Source organism: Streptomyces sp. NPDC050121 (assembly GCF_044460385.1).
Taxonomy (GTDB): Bacteria; Actinomycetota; Actinomycetes; order Streptomycetales; family Streptomycetaceae; genus Streptomyces; species Streptomyces soliscabiei.
Window position 1 is genome coordinate 165,812 of the sequence record NZ_JBITJV010000006.1, and the last position, 16,208, is coordinate 182,019.

14 protein-coding genes and 1 pseudogene are annotated in these 16,208 nt (G+C 71.1%); 7 read left to right on the forward strand and 8 right to left on the reverse strand.

The genetic code is table 11. The features are described 5' to 3' along the window. The first annotated feature begins 45 nt into the window (after positions 1-45). Complete coding sequence (locus ACIBTS_RS11910; protein ID WP_399318661.1) at positions 46-1,389, forward strand: DUF6519 domain-containing protein; 1,344 nt, start codon at positions 46-48, stop codon at positions 1,387-1,389. A gap of 29 nt (positions 1,390-1,418) precedes the next feature. Here ACIBTS_RS11910 and ACIBTS_RS11915 read toward each other — a convergent pair whose 3' ends face one another. The 3 genes from ACIBTS_RS11915 to ACIBTS_RS11925 form a co-directional block, all read right to left on the reverse strand. Beyond that, positions 1,419-1,949 (reverse strand): hypothetical protein, encoded by a 531-nt coding sequence (locus ACIBTS_RS11915; protein ID WP_399318663.1) that lies wholly within the window; start codon positions 1,947-1,949, stop codon positions 1,419-1,421. A gap of 264 nt (positions 1,950-2,213) precedes the next feature. Next, positions 2,214-2,699 (reverse strand): TetR/AcrR family transcriptional regulator, encoded by a 486-nt coding sequence (locus tag ACIBTS_RS11920; RefSeq protein WP_399318664.1) that lies wholly within the window; start codon positions 2,697-2,699, stop codon positions 2,214-2,216. 176 nt (positions 2,700-2,875) lie between these two features. After that, on the reverse strand, positions 2,876-4,936 hold the full coding sequence (locus tag ACIBTS_RS11925) for a discoidin domain-containing protein (protein WP_399318666.1): 2,061 nt from the start codon (positions 4,934-4,936) through the stop codon (positions 2,876-2,878). A gap of 278 nt (positions 4,937-5,214) precedes the next feature. Here ACIBTS_RS11925 and ACIBTS_RS11930 point away from each other — a divergent pair, with 278 nt between their 5' ends. Continuing rightward, positions 5,215-7,254, forward strand: a complete 2,040-nt coding sequence (locus ACIBTS_RS11930) for a flavin monoamine oxidase family protein (RefSeq protein ID WP_399318668.1) — start codon at positions 5,215-5,217, stop codon at positions 7,252-7,254. 95 nt (positions 7,255-7,349) lie between these two features. Beyond that, positions 7,350-8,303 (forward strand): TIGR01777 family oxidoreductase, encoded by a 954-nt coding sequence (locus ACIBTS_RS11935; RefSeq protein WP_399318669.1) that lies wholly within the window; start codon positions 7,350-7,352, stop codon positions 8,301-8,303. Between the two features lie 189 nt (positions 8,304-8,492). Here ACIBTS_RS11935 and ACIBTS_RS11940 read toward each other — a convergent pair whose 3' ends face one another. From ACIBTS_RS11940 to ACIBTS_RS11960, 5 genes and pseudogenes are all read right to left on the reverse strand, one after another. After that, complete coding sequence (locus tag ACIBTS_RS11940; protein ID WP_319675206.1) at positions 8,493-9,461, reverse strand: alpha/beta hydrolase; 969 nt, start codon at positions 9,459-9,461, stop codon at positions 8,493-8,495. A gap of 188 nt (positions 9,462-9,649) precedes the next feature. Then, positions 9,650-9,922 (reverse strand): annotated as a pseudogene (locus tag ACIBTS_RS11945) (helix-turn-helix domain-containing protein); the annotation flags it as partial. Then, positions 9,916-10,398, reverse strand: a complete 483-nt coding sequence (locus tag ACIBTS_RS11950) for a BTAD domain-containing putative transcriptional regulator (protein WP_399318672.1) — start codon at positions 10,396-10,398, stop codon at positions 9,916-9,918. The pseudogene ACIBTS_RS11945 and the gene ACIBTS_RS11950, both read right to left, overlap by 7 nt. After that, positions 10,349-10,489, reverse strand: coding sequence for a hypothetical protein (locus tag ACIBTS_RS11955; protein WP_399318673.1), 141 nt, complete (start codon positions 10,487-10,489; stop codon positions 10,349-10,351). Before ACIBTS_RS11955 ends, ACIBTS_RS11950 begins: the two co-directional genes overlap by 50 nt. 132 nt (positions 10,490-10,621) lie before the next feature. Further along, a complete protein-coding gene (locus ACIBTS_RS11960; RefSeq protein WP_319673969.1) occupies positions 10,622-10,915 on the reverse strand; it encodes a DUF6355 family natural product biosynthesis protein in 294 nt (97 codons plus the stop codon). A gap of 342 nt (positions 10,916-11,257) precedes the next feature. Between ACIBTS_RS11960 and ACIBTS_RS11965 the strand changes: the two genes are divergently transcribed. The 4 genes from ACIBTS_RS11965 to ACIBTS_RS11980 all read left to right on the forward strand — a co-directional run bounded on the left by ACIBTS_RS11965 (position 11,258) and on the right by ACIBTS_RS11980 (position 16,085). After that, positions 11,258-11,932 carry a hypothetical protein gene (locus ACIBTS_RS11965; RefSeq protein ID WP_399318675.1) on the forward strand — a complete coding sequence of 225 codons (675 nt, stop codon included), beginning with the start codon at positions 11,258-11,260 and terminating at the stop codon, positions 11,930-11,932. Between the two features lie 157 nt (positions 11,933-12,089). Further along, entirely contained in the window at positions 12,090-13,673 is a 1,584-nt protein-coding gene (locus ACIBTS_RS11970; RefSeq protein ID WP_399318677.1) for a hypothetical protein, read from the forward strand. Between the two features lie 144 nt (positions 13,674-13,817). After that, positions 13,818-15,191, forward strand: a complete 1,374-nt coding sequence (gene dacB / locus ACIBTS_RS11975) for a D-alanyl-D-alanine carboxypeptidase/D-alanyl-D-alanine-endopeptidase (protein WP_399318678.1) — start codon at positions 13,818-13,820, stop codon at positions 15,189-15,191. Positions 15,192-15,383: 192 nt separating this feature from the next. Next, the gene (locus ACIBTS_RS11980; RefSeq protein ID WP_399318680.1) at positions 15,384-16,085 is read left to right on the forward strand and encodes a LuxR C-terminal-related transcriptional regulator; all 702 of its coding nucleotides are present in this window, start codon (positions 15,384-15,386) and stop codon (positions 16,083-16,085) included. The last annotated feature ends 123 nt before the right edge of the window (positions 16,086-16,208 follow it).

Consider the following 16,208-nt stretch of genomic DNA (forward strand, 5'->3'; position numbering starts at 1 on the left):
ACCGCCCCGACACCGTCCGCCCCCGGCCCAGGCAGGAAGCACTCCATGCACGGCGACTTCTCCCGCGTCATCTTCGATCCCGCCCGGCGGTTCTCGGCCGTGCTGTCCCAGCAGGGCCGGGTCCAGCTCGACGCCGACATCAACGAGCAGACGGCGATTCTCCTGCACTATCTGCGCACGCTGGCCACCGACCTCATGGGTCCCGCCGCGTACCCGCCCGACCACGACGGCCTCGGCGGCTTCGGCGTCGACGCCGTCGACGGCGACACCTTCACCGTGGCCCCGGGCCGCATGTACGTCAACGGCATCCTGTGCGAGTGCGACGGCGCCGACTACTGGGAGCAGCCCGACGGCCACCTCGACCCCGACAACGACCGGCTGCCGTCCGGTCCCTTCCTCGTGTACCTGCGGGTGTGGGAGCGCCTGGTCACCGCGTGGGAGGCGCCCTGGATCCGTGAGGTGGCGCTCGGGCCGGCCGGGCCGGACACGACCGCGCGCAGCCGGGTGGTCTGGCAGGTGTGCGTGCTCCCGGTGGAGGGCGACTCGCCGGTGCCGGACCCGCGCAGCGCCTCGCGCTTCCTCCGGGACCGGGTTCGCGGCGCCTTCGAGCCGCGCGGCCTGCTCTCCGCGGCGACCGGGCAGCCCGAGGAGGACGACGCCTCGCTCGTCGGCCCGCCGGCGTCCTGCGGGTACCGGGGGCCCGAGAACCAGCTGTACCGGGTGGAGGTGCACCGGGGCGGCAGCGAGGGGTGGGCGACGTACAAGTGGTCGCGGGAGAACGGCTCGGTGGTCCTGCCGGTCCTGTCCGTCGACGGGAGCTCGGTGGAGCTGGAGACCCTGGGCCGGGACGACAAGCTGGGCGTGGACACGGGCGACGTGGTGGAGCTCCTCGACGACGCCGCGGTGTGCCGCGGGGCGTCGGACCGGTACGACGAGGACTGCGGCCTGCTGTACACGGTCACGAAGGTCGACCACGCCGGGCTCCGGGTGGAGCTGGACCAGCCCGCGACCGTGGGTTCGGCGCCGCGGCGCCGCCCGTTCCTGCGCCGCTGGGACCACGGCACGCGCGGGCGGGACGACGGACCGGCGGGCGACGAGATGGGCCTGCCCGTCCGGGAGGGGAGATGGCTGCCGCTGGAGGACGGGGTCCAGGTCCGGTTCCACCCCGGTGAGGGAGAGCCCCGCAACTACCGCCGCGGCGACTACTGGCTCATCCCGGCCCGGGTGCTGACCGGCGACGTCGAATGGCCGCGCAGCCGCCAGGGGCAGCCGCTGCCGCGCCGTCCCCACGGAGTCCCGTACCACTACGCCCCGCTGGCGTACGTCGAGCCCCGGGGCGGCGACTTCCGGGTGGTGGACCTCCGGGTGCCCTTGTCGCACCGGCGGTAGGGGGCCCACCGCCGGTGGGGGCGGCGCGGTCAGCGCCCGGTGACCGCGAAGATGAAGACCAGCCAGGCGACGAAGAGCAGGATCACCACGGCGATCACGAGCGCGGGGGTGCTGCGGGCCGAGACCTCGGCGCCCGTGGTCAGGTTGCGCAGCTGTTTGACCCGCAGCGTGCCGTTTCTGGCCCGGCCCGTCGCCCGCACCCAGTCCCCGTCGTTGACGGCGCCCTCGAACAGGTCGCCGCGCATCTCCACGGGCACCAGCCCGATCGCACGGCCCTCTCGATTGCGCATCTCCAGACGGAAGTTGCACACGACCGTCGTGCCGACGTCACCGTCGCTGCCGCTGACCTCGGTGCGCATGCGCACCGTGCGCGCCACGCCGTAGACGGTGCCGCTGCCCTCCAGGGTGCCGGCCGGGACGGGGCGGTGCTCGGTCTCGTGCCGCGGTCGCTCGTACTGCGTTCTCCCGTGCCGCGTCTCCTCGTGCTGTGTCGCCCCGTGCCGCGTCGCCCCGTGCCGCGTCTCCTCGTACAGGGTCTTCTCGCGCGGAACGGAGGTCATGGGCCGGTGCACCTCCTCCGTGCGGAGGTGGATCCGCCGCCGCCAGGGGCGTCGGGGTCGCGGACGGTCGTCCTCCGCGTACGCCGGGAGCCATGCGCCGCAGCGGCGGCAGCGCTGTGCGTCGGGCGGCGCCTCGGCACCGCACCTCTCGCACATCCAGGCGCCGTCCACGTTGTGTCCTCCTGCGAGAAGACCGTCACAAAGACCTTCGCCACTTCCATCCTGACGCCGATCCCACGCCCGCGCCACCTGCGGTTCCTGGCTTCAGCAGGCCCTGACCAGGCCTGCGATGTGCGCGGTGACCGTGTCGAGGATGCCGGTCCAGGCGGCCGCGTCACCGAGCACCAGATAATTGAGGGTCAGGCCGTCGGTCATGGCGGCCAGATAGCGGGCCAGGACGGGCACGGGGACGGCGAGCCGGAGGTCCATGCTCCGGCACAGCTCCTCGATCAGCTCGGCGTACGCCTCCTCGTACGACTCGTACTGCCGGCGTGCCAGCTCCTCGAACCCGGGCTGGCGCAGGGCGTACTGGGTGAGTTCGTAGGTCAGCATGTGCTCGTCGGGGTGCGCCCGGACATGGTCCCAGTACGCCTGGAAGCCGGCCCGGACCGTTTCCTCCAGGATGCTTCTGGGCCGGATCGCCTCCATCACGACGCTCACCGAGTGGTCGGTGAGCGTCGTGATGACGGACTCGACGAGGGCCTGCTTGGAGTCGAAGGAATATTGACATCCTCCCTTGGTTGAAGCCAAGGGAGGCCAGCCCTTGCGGGCTGAGGTTCACGGGCGCTCGAACCCTCACGGGCTGTCACCCCTCCGGCGTGTCCCGCCGCGATATGAGTTTGCGCAGGATAATGCCAGCTTGGTTATCGCTCGGCACCGTAGAAACCCCAGCGCTTGCGCGCTGGGGGCGCCCCGCTTTTCGTGCCTCAGGCGCTGTGGACGCCCACTTCGTACAGCGAGTATCCCCAGTCGGTGCCCCGGTCCAGGCCGTGGACCCGGACGTAGCGGGCCGGGGTGCCGGTGAACCTGGCCGTGTCCAGGCCGCCGTCGCCCGAGGTGGTGGACCAGGCGGTCGTCCAGTTCGTGCCGTCGGTGGAGAGTTCGATGCGGTACGACGTGCCGTAGGCGCGCTCCCAGTCGAGGGTGACGCGGGAGACCAGGTTGGTGGAGCCCAGGTCGACCTGCCACCACTGGTCGTCGCTCCAGTCACTGGCCCAGCGGCTGTCCTCGTCGCCGTCCACGGCCCGGCCGGGCTGGTAACTGGTGAACGGGTTGGACTCGGAGGAACTGGCCGTGGCCGTCCGCCCCTTGGCGAGATCGACCGAGGCCTGGTGCTGCTCGGTCGAGCCCCAGGTGTGGAGGTAGGACTCGGCGCCCCGGAAGAGGTCGTTCACCACGTCCTGGCCGCCGACGCGCCGGATGTCCTCGATCCAGTCCGGGATCATGCCGACCTGGGCGCCGCCGTCGGTGTTGAAGTCGAAGGTGCGCTGCCCGACGGTCTGTCTGTCGATGACGGAGCCGCCGTCGACGCTCTTGAAGGGGTATGTCACCTGGTTCGCGGCGTCCGCGCCGCGCGGGGCGGGGTGGTCGCCGATGCCGTTGAAGTCGGTGCCGAAGCCGTAGCCGACCTTGTACTTGTCGCGCAGCGCGTCCGTGCGCCTGGCCTCGGCGACGAACGCCTGCGAGCCGTGCATGTACTGGGCGACGAAGCCGCCCAGCGAGTAGACCCGCTCGGTCCAGTTGAGGTCCATCCAGCTGTGCGAGGACAGGACGCCGGGGTAGGACGCGGCCTCGAAGATGTCGAGCGCCTGGCCGGTGGCCTTGACGCTCATGTGGTCGATCTCCAGCATCATCTTGCGTTTCATCATGCCGCGCACCGCGTATTCGCCGAGCGAGGTGAGCCCCCGGGTGTTGCACTGCGCGTCCGCGCTGTACGAGGGGACCTCCGTGCCCGCCGGCAGGTCCGACTCCGCCGCGGAGGCCGCGGTGCCGATGGGGTTGTCGTGCTGCGGCCCGGTGCACTTCTCGGTCTGCCAGAAGGTGCCGGTCGACAGGAACTGCCCGACGTTGATGGCCGTTCCGAGGCCGCCCTCGTCGAAGCGGACGCCGCACAGCGCGTTGTCGAACTTGTGGCACAGGAACATGCTGCGTACGCCCAGCCCGTACAGCTCGTCCAGGCCCTTGTCGATGTCGGACCTGCTGCACTGCGCGATGTCCAGGATCTGCTTGCAGCCGAACGGCTCGGAGGTCTCGACGCCCAGGACGACGGCGAGCTTGCCCTGCTTGATGACCTCACGTGCCTGCGCGCTGTCGAGGACGATCCGGAACCAGCCCTTTCCGGTGCCGCCGTACTGCTTGTCGACGTAGGCCTGAAGGTCGTAGGCGAGCTTCGCCTGCAGCCTGATCGAGGTCATCTCGTCGCAGCTGCGGTCCTTGAACGGGTAGACGGAGCAGATCATGCCGTTGGTGACGAGGTCGTTGACGAGCACCCGCTGTCCGCCGCGCCAGGCCCGCTCGACCCACGCGTAGTAGTTGGCCTGGTGGGTCATCGAGTCGTAGGCCGGCCAGTCCTTGAAGGTCGGCCAGCCGACCGGGTCGTGCTTGCCGTCGCCGCCGTGGGTGATGTAGTCGAAGATCGCGAGCGTGCCGTCGGGGTAGTGCTCGGGGCAGTCCTTGAGGGCGTCGGCGACGCCCGCCTCGGAGAACACCTTGCCGCAGATCAGCCGACCGCCGAAGGCCTCGTTGGAGAACAGGTGGTTGTGCGCGTCGACGAACCCGCGCACCGCCCCGGCGGAGTCGGTCCCGGTGAACGGCTCGCCCGTGACGTTGATCCCGGAGTCGGGGGCCGGCCTGGCCGTAGGCGTCCACCAGTCCGCGCCGGCCGCCGAACTCGGCGTGGGACCGAGGACCGTGGCGAGCACGAGGAGGAGCAGGGAAACGACGGTGACGTCTCGGCGTCTGCGGTACGGGCGTCCGGTCAGGGTCACAGCCCACGTCCCTCGGTCGACGGAAGGCGCGGTCGACGAAGGCGTTCCGACTGCCCATGAGATTGTCATGACCGGCACAAGATGGTGGGACGAGGATCGCGACCGACTCCGTTCCGAGTCAATAGTCCGGGACGCTTGACCTGATAAGTGCGGGCACCCGGCGTAAACCCCCTGAGCCCGCCTGCCGGTTGCACAGCGGAAGTCGATGCGCTTACACGTTCAGGTGACGATCCCCCGGACCGGCCCACCGCCCCCGATCCGGCCCGTATCCAGGGCATATGGACACTTCGCGTGCATCTGTAGACCCCGCTCCCGCAGACCCCGCAGACCCCGCACACTCCTCGCCCCCGGACTCCGGCTCGCTCTCCCGCCGGCGGTTCACCGCGGCCACGGCCACGACCGCCGCCGCGCTCACCGTCGCGGCCCCGGCCACGGCCCTTCCCCGACAACCCGCCTGTCCGCCGAAATCCACCGCCGACTGGGCGACCTGCCTGGCGGTCGCCCGAGCACTCCTGGTGGTCGACGAGGACGACCGGCCGCTCGTGCCGCGCTACAAGAAGGTCCTCGACGGCGGCCTGCCACGGGCGAGGACGAAGACGGCCAAGAAGGTGCTCGTGATCGGCGCCGGGCCCGCCGGACTGGTGTCCGCCTGGCTGCTGAAGCGCGCCGGACACCACGTCACCCTCGTGGAGGCCAACGGCAACCGGGTCGGCGGCCGCATCAAGACCTTCCGCACCGGCGGACACGAGCACGCGGCACAGGCGTTCGCCGACGCGGCGCAGTACGCGGAGGCCGGCGCCATGCGGCTCCCCGGCAGCCACCCGCTGGTGATGAGCCTGATCGACCAACTGGGCGTCAAGAAGCGCCGGTTTTATCTCGTGGACGTCGACGCGGACGGCAAGCCCGTCAACAACGCCTGGCTGCACGTCAACGGCATCCGGATGCGCCGCTCCGAGTACGCGAGGTCCCCGCGCAGGATCAACCGGTCCTTCGGCGTGCCCCGCGCGTTCTGGGACACCCCCTCCGGGACCATCCTGCGCGAGGCGCTGGACCCCGTGCGCAACGAGTTCAGCACCGTCGGCCCCGACGGCAAGCGGGTCGACAAGCCGCTGCCGGAGCGGGTGCGCGGGTGGGCGCGGGTGGTGCAGCGGTTCGGGGACTGGTCGATGTACCGGTTCCTCACCGAGGAGGCGGGCCTCGACGAACGGACCATCGACCTGGTCGGCACGCTGGAGAACCTCACCTCGCGACTGCCGCTGTCGTTCATCCACAGCTTCATCAGCGCGTCGCTGATCAGCCCCGACACCGAGTTCTGGGAGCTGGTCGGCGGTACGGCCACCCTCCCGGACGCGCTACTGAAGGAGGTCGCCGACGTGCTGCGGCTCGACCGGCGCGCCACGCACATCGAGTACTGGGCGCCGGACCGGCAGGGCAACGACAACACCTCGCACGTGCACGCCGACGGGCCGCACGTGTGGATCGACACCGTCTCCGAGGGGCGCGACAGCCCGGTGGTGCGCGAGGAGTTCACCGCCGACGTCGCGATCGTCACGGTGCCGTTCTCGGGGCTGCGGCAGGTGCAGGTCAGCCCGCTGATGTCGTACAAGAAGCGGCGGGCGGTCGCGGAGCTGCACTACGACAGCGCGACCAAGGTGCTGCTGGAGTTCAGCCGCCGCTGGTGGGAGTTCACCGAGGACGACTGGAAGCGTGAACTGAAGGCCGTACGGCCGGGGTTGTACGAGGAGTACCGGTCGGGGAAGGCGCCGGCCGACGGGAGTCTGCTGGGCGTGCACCCGTCGGTGCCGTCCGGCCACATCACGCCGGGGCAGCGGGTGCACTACGCCGCGAACCGGTGGGCCACCCGCGATCAGCCCGAGGCGGCGCATATCGTGGGCGGGGGCTCGGTCTCCGACAACTCCAACCGGTTCATGATCAACCCGTCGCATCCGGTCGCCGGCAGCGAGGGCGGTGTCGTCCTCGCCTCCTACAGCTGGGCCGACGACGCCTCCCGCTGGGACTCCCTGGACGACGACGCGCGCTACCCGCACGCCCTGCGCGGACTGCAGCAGGTCTACGGCCAGCGCGTCGAGGTGTTCTACACGGGCGCGGGCCGCACCCAGAGCTGGCTGCGCGACCCGTACGCCTACGGGGAGGCGTCCGTGCTGCTCCCCGGCCAGCACACGGAGCTGCTGACCGCGATCCGCACGGTCGAGGGCCCGTTGCACTTCGCGGGCGACCACACCTCGGTCAAGCCGTCGTGGATCGAGGGCGCGCTGGAGTCGGGGGTGCGGGCCGCACTGGAGGCGCATCTGGCCTGAGGGCCCGGGGACTACGGACACCGAGAACCCGAAGGGTTTTGAACACGTTCAAATGAGGGGTAGGGTCCTCTTCCGACAGGGAGGGGACCTTACCCATGAAGATCGTGCTGCCCGGCGGGACCGGACAGGTGGGAAGCGTTCTGCGCCGTGCGCTCACCGCGGCCGGACATGAGGTCGTGGTGCTGAGCAGGCGGCCCATGGGCCGGAGCGAGGCCGGGGGCGAGGTCGCGTGGGACGGCAGGACCCTCGGCCCCTGGACGGAGGCGATCGACGGCAGTGACGTCGTGGTCAACCTGGCCGGCCGCAGCGTCAGCTGCCGCTACACCCCCGTCAACCTGAAGGCCATGATGGACTCGCGGGTGGACTCGGCCCGGGTCGTGGGCGAGGCGATCGCCGCCGCCGCACGGCCGCCGGGGGTCTGGCTGCAGATGAGCACCGCCACCGTCTACGCCCACCGGTTCGACGCCCCGAACGACGAGGCCACCGGCGTGATCGGCGGCAGCGAACCCGGCGTCCCGGGCTACTGGGGCTACAGCGTCGACATCGCGACCGCCTGGGAGCGGGAGCAGGAGCAGGCCGACACCCCGCACACCCGCAAGGTGGCGCTGCGCTCGGCGATGGTGATGAGCCCGGACCGGGGCGGGGTGTTCGACGTCCTGCTGCGGCTGGCCCGGCTCGGGCTCGGCGGCCCGGTCGCGGGCGGCGCGCAGTACGTGTCGTGGATCCACGACCACGACTTCGTCCGTGCCGTCGAGTTCCTCGTCGCCCGCGACGACCTCGCCGGACCGGTGAACCTGGCCGCGCCCGCTCCCCTCCCCCATCGTGCCTTCATGCGCGCCCTGCGCCGCGCGTGGGGTGTCCCGGTCGGTCTGCCCGCCACGAAGTGGATGGCAGAACTCGGCGCCTTCGCGCTGCGCTCGGACACCGAACTGCTCCTCAAGAGCCGCCGTGTCGTCCCCGGCCGTCTGCTCGACGCGGGCTTCGCCTTCGAGCACCCCGAATGGCCGGAGGCCGCCGCCGACCTGGTACGACGCGCGCGGATCCGCTGACGGCCCGCCGACCGCCGCCGGGCCGGTCCCTCTTCGCGAGGCCGTTTCCCTGCGTGGCACCGCGCGGACGCGCACGGGGACACGTCCGCGCGGCTGTCTTGGGCGACGGGGCGTCGGCTCGTGGCCCGCACCGCGTCGCAGACCACGTTGGTGGCGAACGCCTACGGGAAGGCGTCTGCCTCCTGGAGGTCAGATGTGCAGGGCGTCGCGCAGGGTGCCGACGGCCAGGGCGATGGCGGCGTCGGCCGCGTACGTCGAACGCAGGGCGTTGAGCATCACGAAGTCGTGGATGATGCCCTGGAAGCGCACCGCGGTGACGGGAACGCCGGCCGCGCGGAGTTTGTTCGCGTAGGCCTCGCCCTCGTCGCGCAGGACGTCGGCCTCACCGGTGACGATCAGGGCCGGGGGCAGCCCGGTGAGCTGGTCGGTGGTGGCGCGCAGCGGGGACGCGGTGATCTGGGCGCGCTCGGCCTCGTCGGTCGTGTACTGGTCCCAGAACCACTGCATGCCGTCGCGGCGCAGGAAGTAGCCCTCCGCGAACTGGTGGTAGGAACCGGTGTCGAAGCTCGCGTCGGTCACCGGGTAGAAGAGCACCTGCTGCACCAGCGGCACCCCGCCGCGCTCCTTCGCCATCAGCGTCAGCGCCGCGGTCATGTTGCCGCCGACGGAGTCACCGGCCACGGCGATCCGGGTGGCGTCCAGGCCCTTCGACGCGCCCTCGGCCACGATCCACCGGGCGACGGTGAAGTTCTGCTCGATGGCGACCGGATAGCGGGCCTCGGGCGAGAGGTCGTACTCGGGGAAGACCACGGCCGCCTCGGCGCCGACGGCGAGTTCGCGCACCAGCCGGTCGTGGGTGTGGGCGTTGCCGAAAACCCAGCCGGCGCCGTGGATGTAGAGAATCACCGGCAGAACGCCTTCGGCCCCCGCGGGCCTGACGATCCGGGCCCGGACACTGCCCGTCGGGCCGCCGGTCACGGTGATCCACTCCTCGTCGACCGCCGGCCCCGCGATCTCGCCGGACTGCACCTCGTCGACCGCCTTGCGCCCCTCCGCCGGGGGTAGGTCGAACAGGTACGGCGGGTTCGCGGTGGCTTCCACGAAGGACTGGGCAGCGGGCTCGAGGACCGGCGTGACCGGCTCGACTACGTCGGACATGGCAGCTCCTGCTGTGATGGATGTGCGTAGCGCTGTGCTGCCGGTCACGCTAAATGCGGACGGCGGCCGGCAATTGCCCACCTGTGCACCACGCCTGTTCCGACAGTGCACGGGAAAGTGCCTGTGCCGAGGCCCGCGATTCCCGGCCCGCGCGTCACGCCCCGTCGCCCCCCACGTCCTGCCATGTCCCGCCATTCGCGCGGGGACATGCCGTAGGCGGACCGGAAGACCCGGCTGAAGTGCGCGGCGCTCAGAAAGCCCCATCGGCCGGCCACGGCCGCGATGGTCCGGCTCCCCCGCCCGTTCCGCATCAGGTCGCGTCGGCACTCCTCCAGCCGACGGCGCAGGATCCACCGGCCCACCGTGGTGCCCTCCTCCTTGAACAGCTTGTGCAGATAGCGCACGGAGATGCGATGGGCGCGGGCGATGACCTCCGGCAAGAGATCCGGGTCGGTCAGGTGCAGTTCGACGTACTCCATGACCCGCACCAGCGGCGGCCAGTGTCCGCGTTCGCCGCTTCCCGCAGCGCGGCGAGCCGCTCGCGGTCCACCGCGTCGAACGCCGGGTGGGTGCGGACCTGGGCGGGGAGGCCGTCGGCGATGGGTCCTCGCCACAACGACAGGGCCTCGGCGAGGAGTTCGAGGGCCCGCGCGGGTGACCGTTGCGCGAGCCGGCGTCTCTCGTCGCGCAGTGCGCGAAACCTCGGCAGATCCGAGGAGTCGCCGTCGGTCGGCAGCCGGTATCCGCCCGCGTCCCGCAGCAGCCGGCGGCCCGCCGCGCGGGCGGGCAGGCCCGGTTCCAGCAGTCGGCGCAGCGAACCGACATGCCGTCGGACGACGTTGACCGCGCTGTGCGGCGGAGCCGCTCCCCACAGCACGTCGACGATCTCACCGAGGGCGGCCGGCCGGCCCCGACCACAGCAGGGCGAGGAAGGCACGTTCCTGCGGCCCGCCGAGGTCGAGTTCCACGTCCCCCCGCCACGCCCGCACGGCCCCCAGGACCGCGAACCGCACCGGCTCCAGCGGCACGCCGGCCCCCCTCGACTTTACGTCACGGAAAACACGCAACCCAGAAGCACTAGCATTCAACCTACGACCATTAGCTTCAGGGGTCCGGGGCGACTTCGTCCCGGACCCCGGCAGCCGCTGGGTGAGCGCCTGTCAGCAGGTGCGGCCGGTGTAGTGGGCGCCCTGGATCTTGCGGGCCGAGCCCAGCCAGGTCGTGCCAGGACCGACACACCACTCGTCGTCGGGCGCCAGAGCGACCTCGACCTTGATGACCACATGTGAGCCGTCGGACGTGCAGTGGTTGTAGAAGGCGTCGGAACCGGTCTCGTAGAAGCCGCACGGGTTCGCTGCCGCGGGACTCGTGGCGGCGGCGGTCACCGCGCCCAGAGAGGCGAGCACGAGTGCGACGGAACCGAGGGTGCTGAGCACCGTACGACGAACACGCAAAGCAGAACTCCTTGCCGAATATGAGGCATCGGGGCCGGATACGAGGCATCCGGGCGGATGCCGGATGCCGGATGCCTGCCTCAGGATCGTGCGCGTTGCCCTCGAAGGTGACCGGATGCCGCGCCTCTTCACCCCGGGAATCGTTTTACCTCTGCGCCATTTGAGTGATTCTCCAAGAAGGGCGAATCGGGGGCGCGGATCGTGGGCGGGGCGGGCCGGTTCACCCGGGTGAGCGCCTCGAGTGGTGGCGGCGCGACGACTGCCTGACGGTGGATCACGTCGGGCCGGGTCACGTCAGCTGACGCAGTGTCGGCTGCCCGGTCGTGACGGAAGGACCATCAGATGCGTTCTGCTCGCATGATCCTGGCCACCGCGGCGGCCACGGCCGCCCTCGCCATCGGCGCCCCCGGCGTCCACGCCGCCGACGGGGACCGGGACCACGACTCCTCTTCGTACAGCAAGGAGGACGACTCGTCGTACAGCAAGGGGGACGAATCCTCCTCCAGCAAGGGGGACGAGTCTTCCTACGGCGACGAGGAGGACTCCTCGCACGGCAAGGACGAGAACTCCGAGCACGGCAAGGACTCGGACCACGGCAAGGACGAGAACTCCGAGCACGGCAAGGACTCGGACCACGGCAAGGATGAGAACTCCGAGCACGGCAAGGAGCACGGCAAGGGGGAGCACGAGAGCCCGCACGGCGGCATGCACACCGGCGGCGGCGCGCTGGCCCTGCTGAACGACAACAGCGACCGCGGCGCGAAGGACCCGAAGTACGACCCGGAGACCTACAAGGACCACGGCAGCGAGCACGGCAAGGAGGACTCCTGGGGCGGTGACAAGGAGGAGTCGGGCGGCTGGAGCAAGGAGCACGACAAGCCCAGCGGCGGCATGCACACCGGCGGCGGCGCCCTCGCCACGCCTTCGGTGACCGCGGCCGGTCTCGGCATCCTCGCCGTCGCCGGCACCGGCTTCTACGCCCTGCGCCGCAAGAAGACGGTGGGAGGTGTGGCCTGACCCATGCCTGATGCGATAGCTGCCGCGGCCGCCACCTCTGCCCCCGGTGGCGGCCCGGCCGGCTTCCCGCCCCCGCCGCCTCTGTCGGAGGCGCCCTCTTCGCCCGTACACTGACAAATCAGCGGTGTGCGGGCGAAGTTGACCGGGGGGAGCCACCATGTCGGGGGACCAGCACGACAGATACGACGACACCGGCGGTTACGACACGTTCCACGTCCCGCCCATGCCCGCGGCCCCGCCGCCGGCCCCGGCGGACGGTGTGCGGGCGGTCGCGGTGGCCGTGCTCAACCTCAGCGGACTGGGCCTGGGCTACGCGCTGATGCGCCGCCGGGCCCTCACGGTGCTGTGCTGGATCGCCACCGCCGTCCTGTTGTTCGTGGCGCTGCCGGCCGACCCGGACGGCGTCCCGGTCTTCGCGCTCGTGGTGTACGCCGGGTTCCTCGTGGCGGTGGCGGCACACGGTGCGCGCCTGGGCCTGCGCACCTCGTCGGCCGGGCTCCGGCAGGCGCCGCTCGCGCTCGGACTCGGGCTGCTCCTGCTCGTCGTGCCCGCCGGGGGTGTCGTGCTGTACGACGACGCCCGTGACGAGGCGACGCAGCAGATGCTCCTCGACCGGCTCGACGAGGCCGACCGGCTGGTGCAGGCCGCCGGCGAGAAGCCCTTCTCCACCGCCCAGGCCGACTACCGCAAGGCACTGGGGGCCTACGCGGACCTGCGGGCCGAACATCCCGGCTCCCGGGCGGCCGAGCGGGTGCCCGCGCGGATGAAGACCTTCTACACGACCGTCGGCGCCACCTACCAGCAGGGCGACTACTGCCAGGCGATCGAGCCGTTGACGTATCTGCGCACGGTCCCCAAGAGCCTGCCCGACACCGACCTCGGCGAGCTGACGTCCTGGCCCGACGACCGCCTGGCCACCTCGCTGTACGAATGCGCGTCGACGGCGCTCACAGCAGGCGGCGACACCTGGGCCGCGCAGTTCGGGAAGCTGCTGACCACGTTCCCCGAGTCGGCGCAGGCCGCGAAGGCCGAGCCGGCGGTGGCCGCCGCCGTCGTCCGGACGGAGAAGGACCTGCGCGGCGCGGAACCGTGCTCGGCGGTCGAGCGGCTGCGTACGCTCGGCTCGCAGATCGTCGCCGTGCCGTCGGAGCGGGCGGAGGTCGGCGCCGCTCTCGACAAGGACGCCCGGCGAGCCGACGCGAGCGCCGACAACGGCACGTACACCTGCGGCGTGGACCAGTACCGGGACGGCGACTTCAAGTCGGCGCAGACGACGATGACCGAGTGGGCCTCCGGCCACAAGGCCGCCAAGAACGCGGCCCTGGCGAAGAAGATCGCGATAGCTGCGGAGATCGCCCAGACGGTTCCGGCCGCCGGCAAGTCCCTGCCGACGACCCGGCAGGGCGGCAGCATCTCGGTCACGGTGCAGAACGACAGCCCCGACGAGATCACCGTCCTCTACACCGGGCCGGTCACCGGCAGCTTCACCCTGAAGGGGTGCGGCAGTTGCAAGGCGTACTCCATGATCCGCACCATCACGCCGGGTTTCGAGCCCTGCAGCGACAGCGGCAAGAACTATCCGGAGCGCACCATCAGCCTGCCGGTCGGCACCACGTACTTCCTGCACAAGCCGATGCACGACAGCCTCGCCTCGCCCGCCTCGGACACGGCGAAACTCGAATCGGGCTACATCTACACGGAATGCGCCTACACGACGCAGAGCCTGGGGACGACTTCCTGAACGGGGCGTGAAAGAGGGGGAATTCCGGCCACTGAATTTCCGTCAGCAGGCGAATATGTCACCCGTGGGGCGCATGTGACGGGTGGTATGGTGCGCCGAAATTCTCTCGCGCAGGGCCCCCACACGAAAGCCTTGAGACAATCCATGAACGACATAACGGCGGAAACCCCTGTGAACTCTTTTGTCCCGGGCGGTCGCCGCCGGCACCGCAAGGCCAAGCAGAGCAGCACCGGCGTCCGGCGGGCGATCGTGCTCGCGCTGGCCGTTCCCGTCACCTCTGCCGCCCTGGCCGGCCCTTCGGCGTTCGCCGCCGAGAAGGGCATCGGCACGACGGCCAAGGACACCGCACCGAGCCAGGGTCTCGACACGGACGACCAGCAGATGGTCACGAACCTCGAAACCCGGGTGCTCGACCAGCGTCTGGGCGCCAACGTCAGCGGGGTCGTCCTCGACGCCGACTCGGACAGCACGCTGTGGGACCACAACGGGGCGACGGCGATGATGCCGGCGTCCAACGTCAAGCTCGCCACGTCGACCGCGGCCCTGACGGTTCTCGGCCCCCACCACCGCTTCACCACGAAGGTCGTCTACGGCAACGGCACCCTGACCCTCATCGGGGGCGGCGACCGGACGTTGACCACCGCCGACCTCACCGAGCTGGCCAAGACCGCGGTCGCCGGGCTCAAGGCCGCGGGGCTGACGACGGTGAAGGTCGCCGTGGACGACAGCCTCTTCCCCGAACCGACCCTGGCCAACGGCTGGAACACCGGCTACTACCCCGACTCGGTCGCCCCCGTGCGGCCTCTCGTCGTCGACGGGCACGGCGTGCAGGACACCTCCCTCGACGCCGGGCAGGTCTTCGCCCAGCAACTCACCACGGCCGGCGTCACGGTCGACGGCGCCGTCGCCCGAGCCACGGCGAGCAAGGGCGACGTGCCGGTCGCCCGGCACACGTCGGCGCCGCTGTCGGACATCGTCCACACGATGCTCAAGACCAGCGACAACAACATGGCCGAGACCCTGCTGCGGATGACCGCGCTGGGCGCCGGCCGCCAGGCCACCTTCGAGGACGGCACGGAGGTCGTGCGCCAGGTGCTGAGCCTGCGGTACGGGGTGTCGCTCGACCACTTCGAGATGTACGACGGCAGCGGCCTGTCGCGGGCCGACCGCATCCCGGCCGCCACCCTCGCGGACATCCTCGAACTGCTGACGGAACCCCGCTACGCCCACACCCTCGGGTCCATCCTCGACGGCCTGCCCGTCTCCGGCGAGGCCGGCAGCACCCTCGGCCCGGAGTGGGGCCGCTTCGACGACGTGAACTCCAAGTGCGCCGTCGGCAAGGTGCACGCGAAGACCGGCACCCTCACCGGCGCCATCGCCCTGAGCGGTCTGACACAGGGCAAGGACGGCAAGTGGAAGGTGTTCTCGTTCATCGAGAACGGCTCCACGGCCAACCCCAACGACATCAAGGACGCCATGGACGGTCTCGCCGCGACCGTCAACGGCTGCTGGGCATAAACGACCGGGGTCCCCGCCTTGAGAAAAGGCAGGGGCCCCGTCACGCCTCCCCCGGGCGAGTCTCCGGTGTGATCCACAGCACAAGAAAACGATGCCGTTTCGATGAGTCCGAGGGCTACCCTGACTCCCAAGTGAACGAAACCGTTTCGTTCATAAGAGGCGTTTGCCCCCACCTCATGGAGAACGACAGCCATGGCCTCCGTACTCGTCGTCAACGACCAGTCCCTCCAACGCCTCGGCCTGCGCATGCTGCTGGCCGCCGAGCCCGACCTGACCGTCGTGGGCGACACCGCGAGCGGCGCCGAAGCGGTCCGTATGAGCGCCGAACTCCGCCCCGACGTCGTCCTGATGGGCAGCCACCGCCCCGACCCCGACGACATCGCGACCATCCGCCGCATCGCACACCCCTCACACCTCGCACCGGTCCGCAGCACCTCCGCGGGGCCGGCCGGGCATCAGCCGCGGGTGCTGGTCCTGACCTCCACCCATGACGAGGGGTACGCCTACGCCGCCCTGCGCGCGGGCGCCGGCGGATTCCTCCTCAAGGACGCCACCTCCGACGAACTGACCGCGGCGATCCGCGTCGTGGCCGCCGGGGACGCCGTCATCACCCCCGAACTCACCCGCGCCCTCATCGACACCGTCCGTCAGGAGCGCGTGCCGCGGCCGCGCGAGCGGGCCGTCGGGCTCGACGCCTTCACCGAGCGCGAGCGCGACGTCCTCGTCGCCGTCGCCTCCGGCTGGTCCAACGCGGAGATCGCCGCCCGCCTCTCCATCGCCCCGACCACCGTCAAGTCCCACGTCAGCCACATCCTCGCCAAGATCGGCGGCCACGCCCGCGTCCAGGCGGTCGCCTTCGCCTACGAGTACGGCCTGGTACACCCGGCGGCCTGACCCGCCCCCGGCGCGCCGAGCGCCCGGGGGGGGGGCGCCGCGCCGCGGGGGGGGGGGGCGGCCCGGGGGGGGGGGGGGGGGGGGGGGGGGGGGGGGGGGGGGGGGGGGGCCGCGGGCGCGGAG

What these genes read in the sequence shown, in the direction of transcription:
- ACIBTS_RS11910 (WP_399318661.1), top strand. Translation starts at nt 46, where the DNA reads ATGCACGGCGACTTCTCCCGCGTCATCTTCGATCCCGCCCGGCGGTTC.
- ACIBTS_RS11915 (WP_399318663.1), bottom strand. Translation starts at nt 1,949, where the DNA reads ATGACCTCCGTTCCGCGCGAGAAGACCCTGTACGAGGAGACGCGGCAC.
- ACIBTS_RS11930 (WP_399318668.1), top strand. Translation starts at nt 5,215, where the DNA reads ATGGACACTTCGCGTGCATCTGTAGACCCCGCTCCCGCAGACCCCGCA.
- ACIBTS_RS11935 (WP_399318669.1), top strand. Translation starts at nt 7,350, where the DNA reads ATGAAGATCGTGCTGCCCGGCGGGACCGGACAGGTGGGAAGCGTTCTG.
- ACIBTS_RS11940 (WP_319675206.1), bottom strand. Translation starts at nt 9,461, where the DNA reads ATGTCCGACGTAGTCGAGCCGGTCACGCCGGTCCTCGAGCCCGCTGCC.
- ACIBTS_RS11965 (WP_399318675.1), top strand. Translation starts at nt 11,258, where the DNA reads ATGCGTTCTGCTCGCATGATCCTGGCCACCGCGGCGGCCACGGCCGCC.
- ACIBTS_RS11970 (WP_399318677.1), top strand. Translation starts at nt 12,090, where the DNA reads ATGTCGGGGGACCAGCACGACAGATACGACGACACCGGCGGTTACGAC.
- dacB (WP_399318678.1), top strand. Translation starts at nt 13,818, where the DNA reads ATGAACGACATAACGGCGGAAACCCCTGTGAACTCTTTTGTCCCGGGC.
- ACIBTS_RS11980 (WP_399318680.1), top strand. Translation starts at nt 15,384, where the DNA reads ATGGCCTCCGTACTCGTCGTCAACGACCAGTCCCTCCAACGCCTCGGC.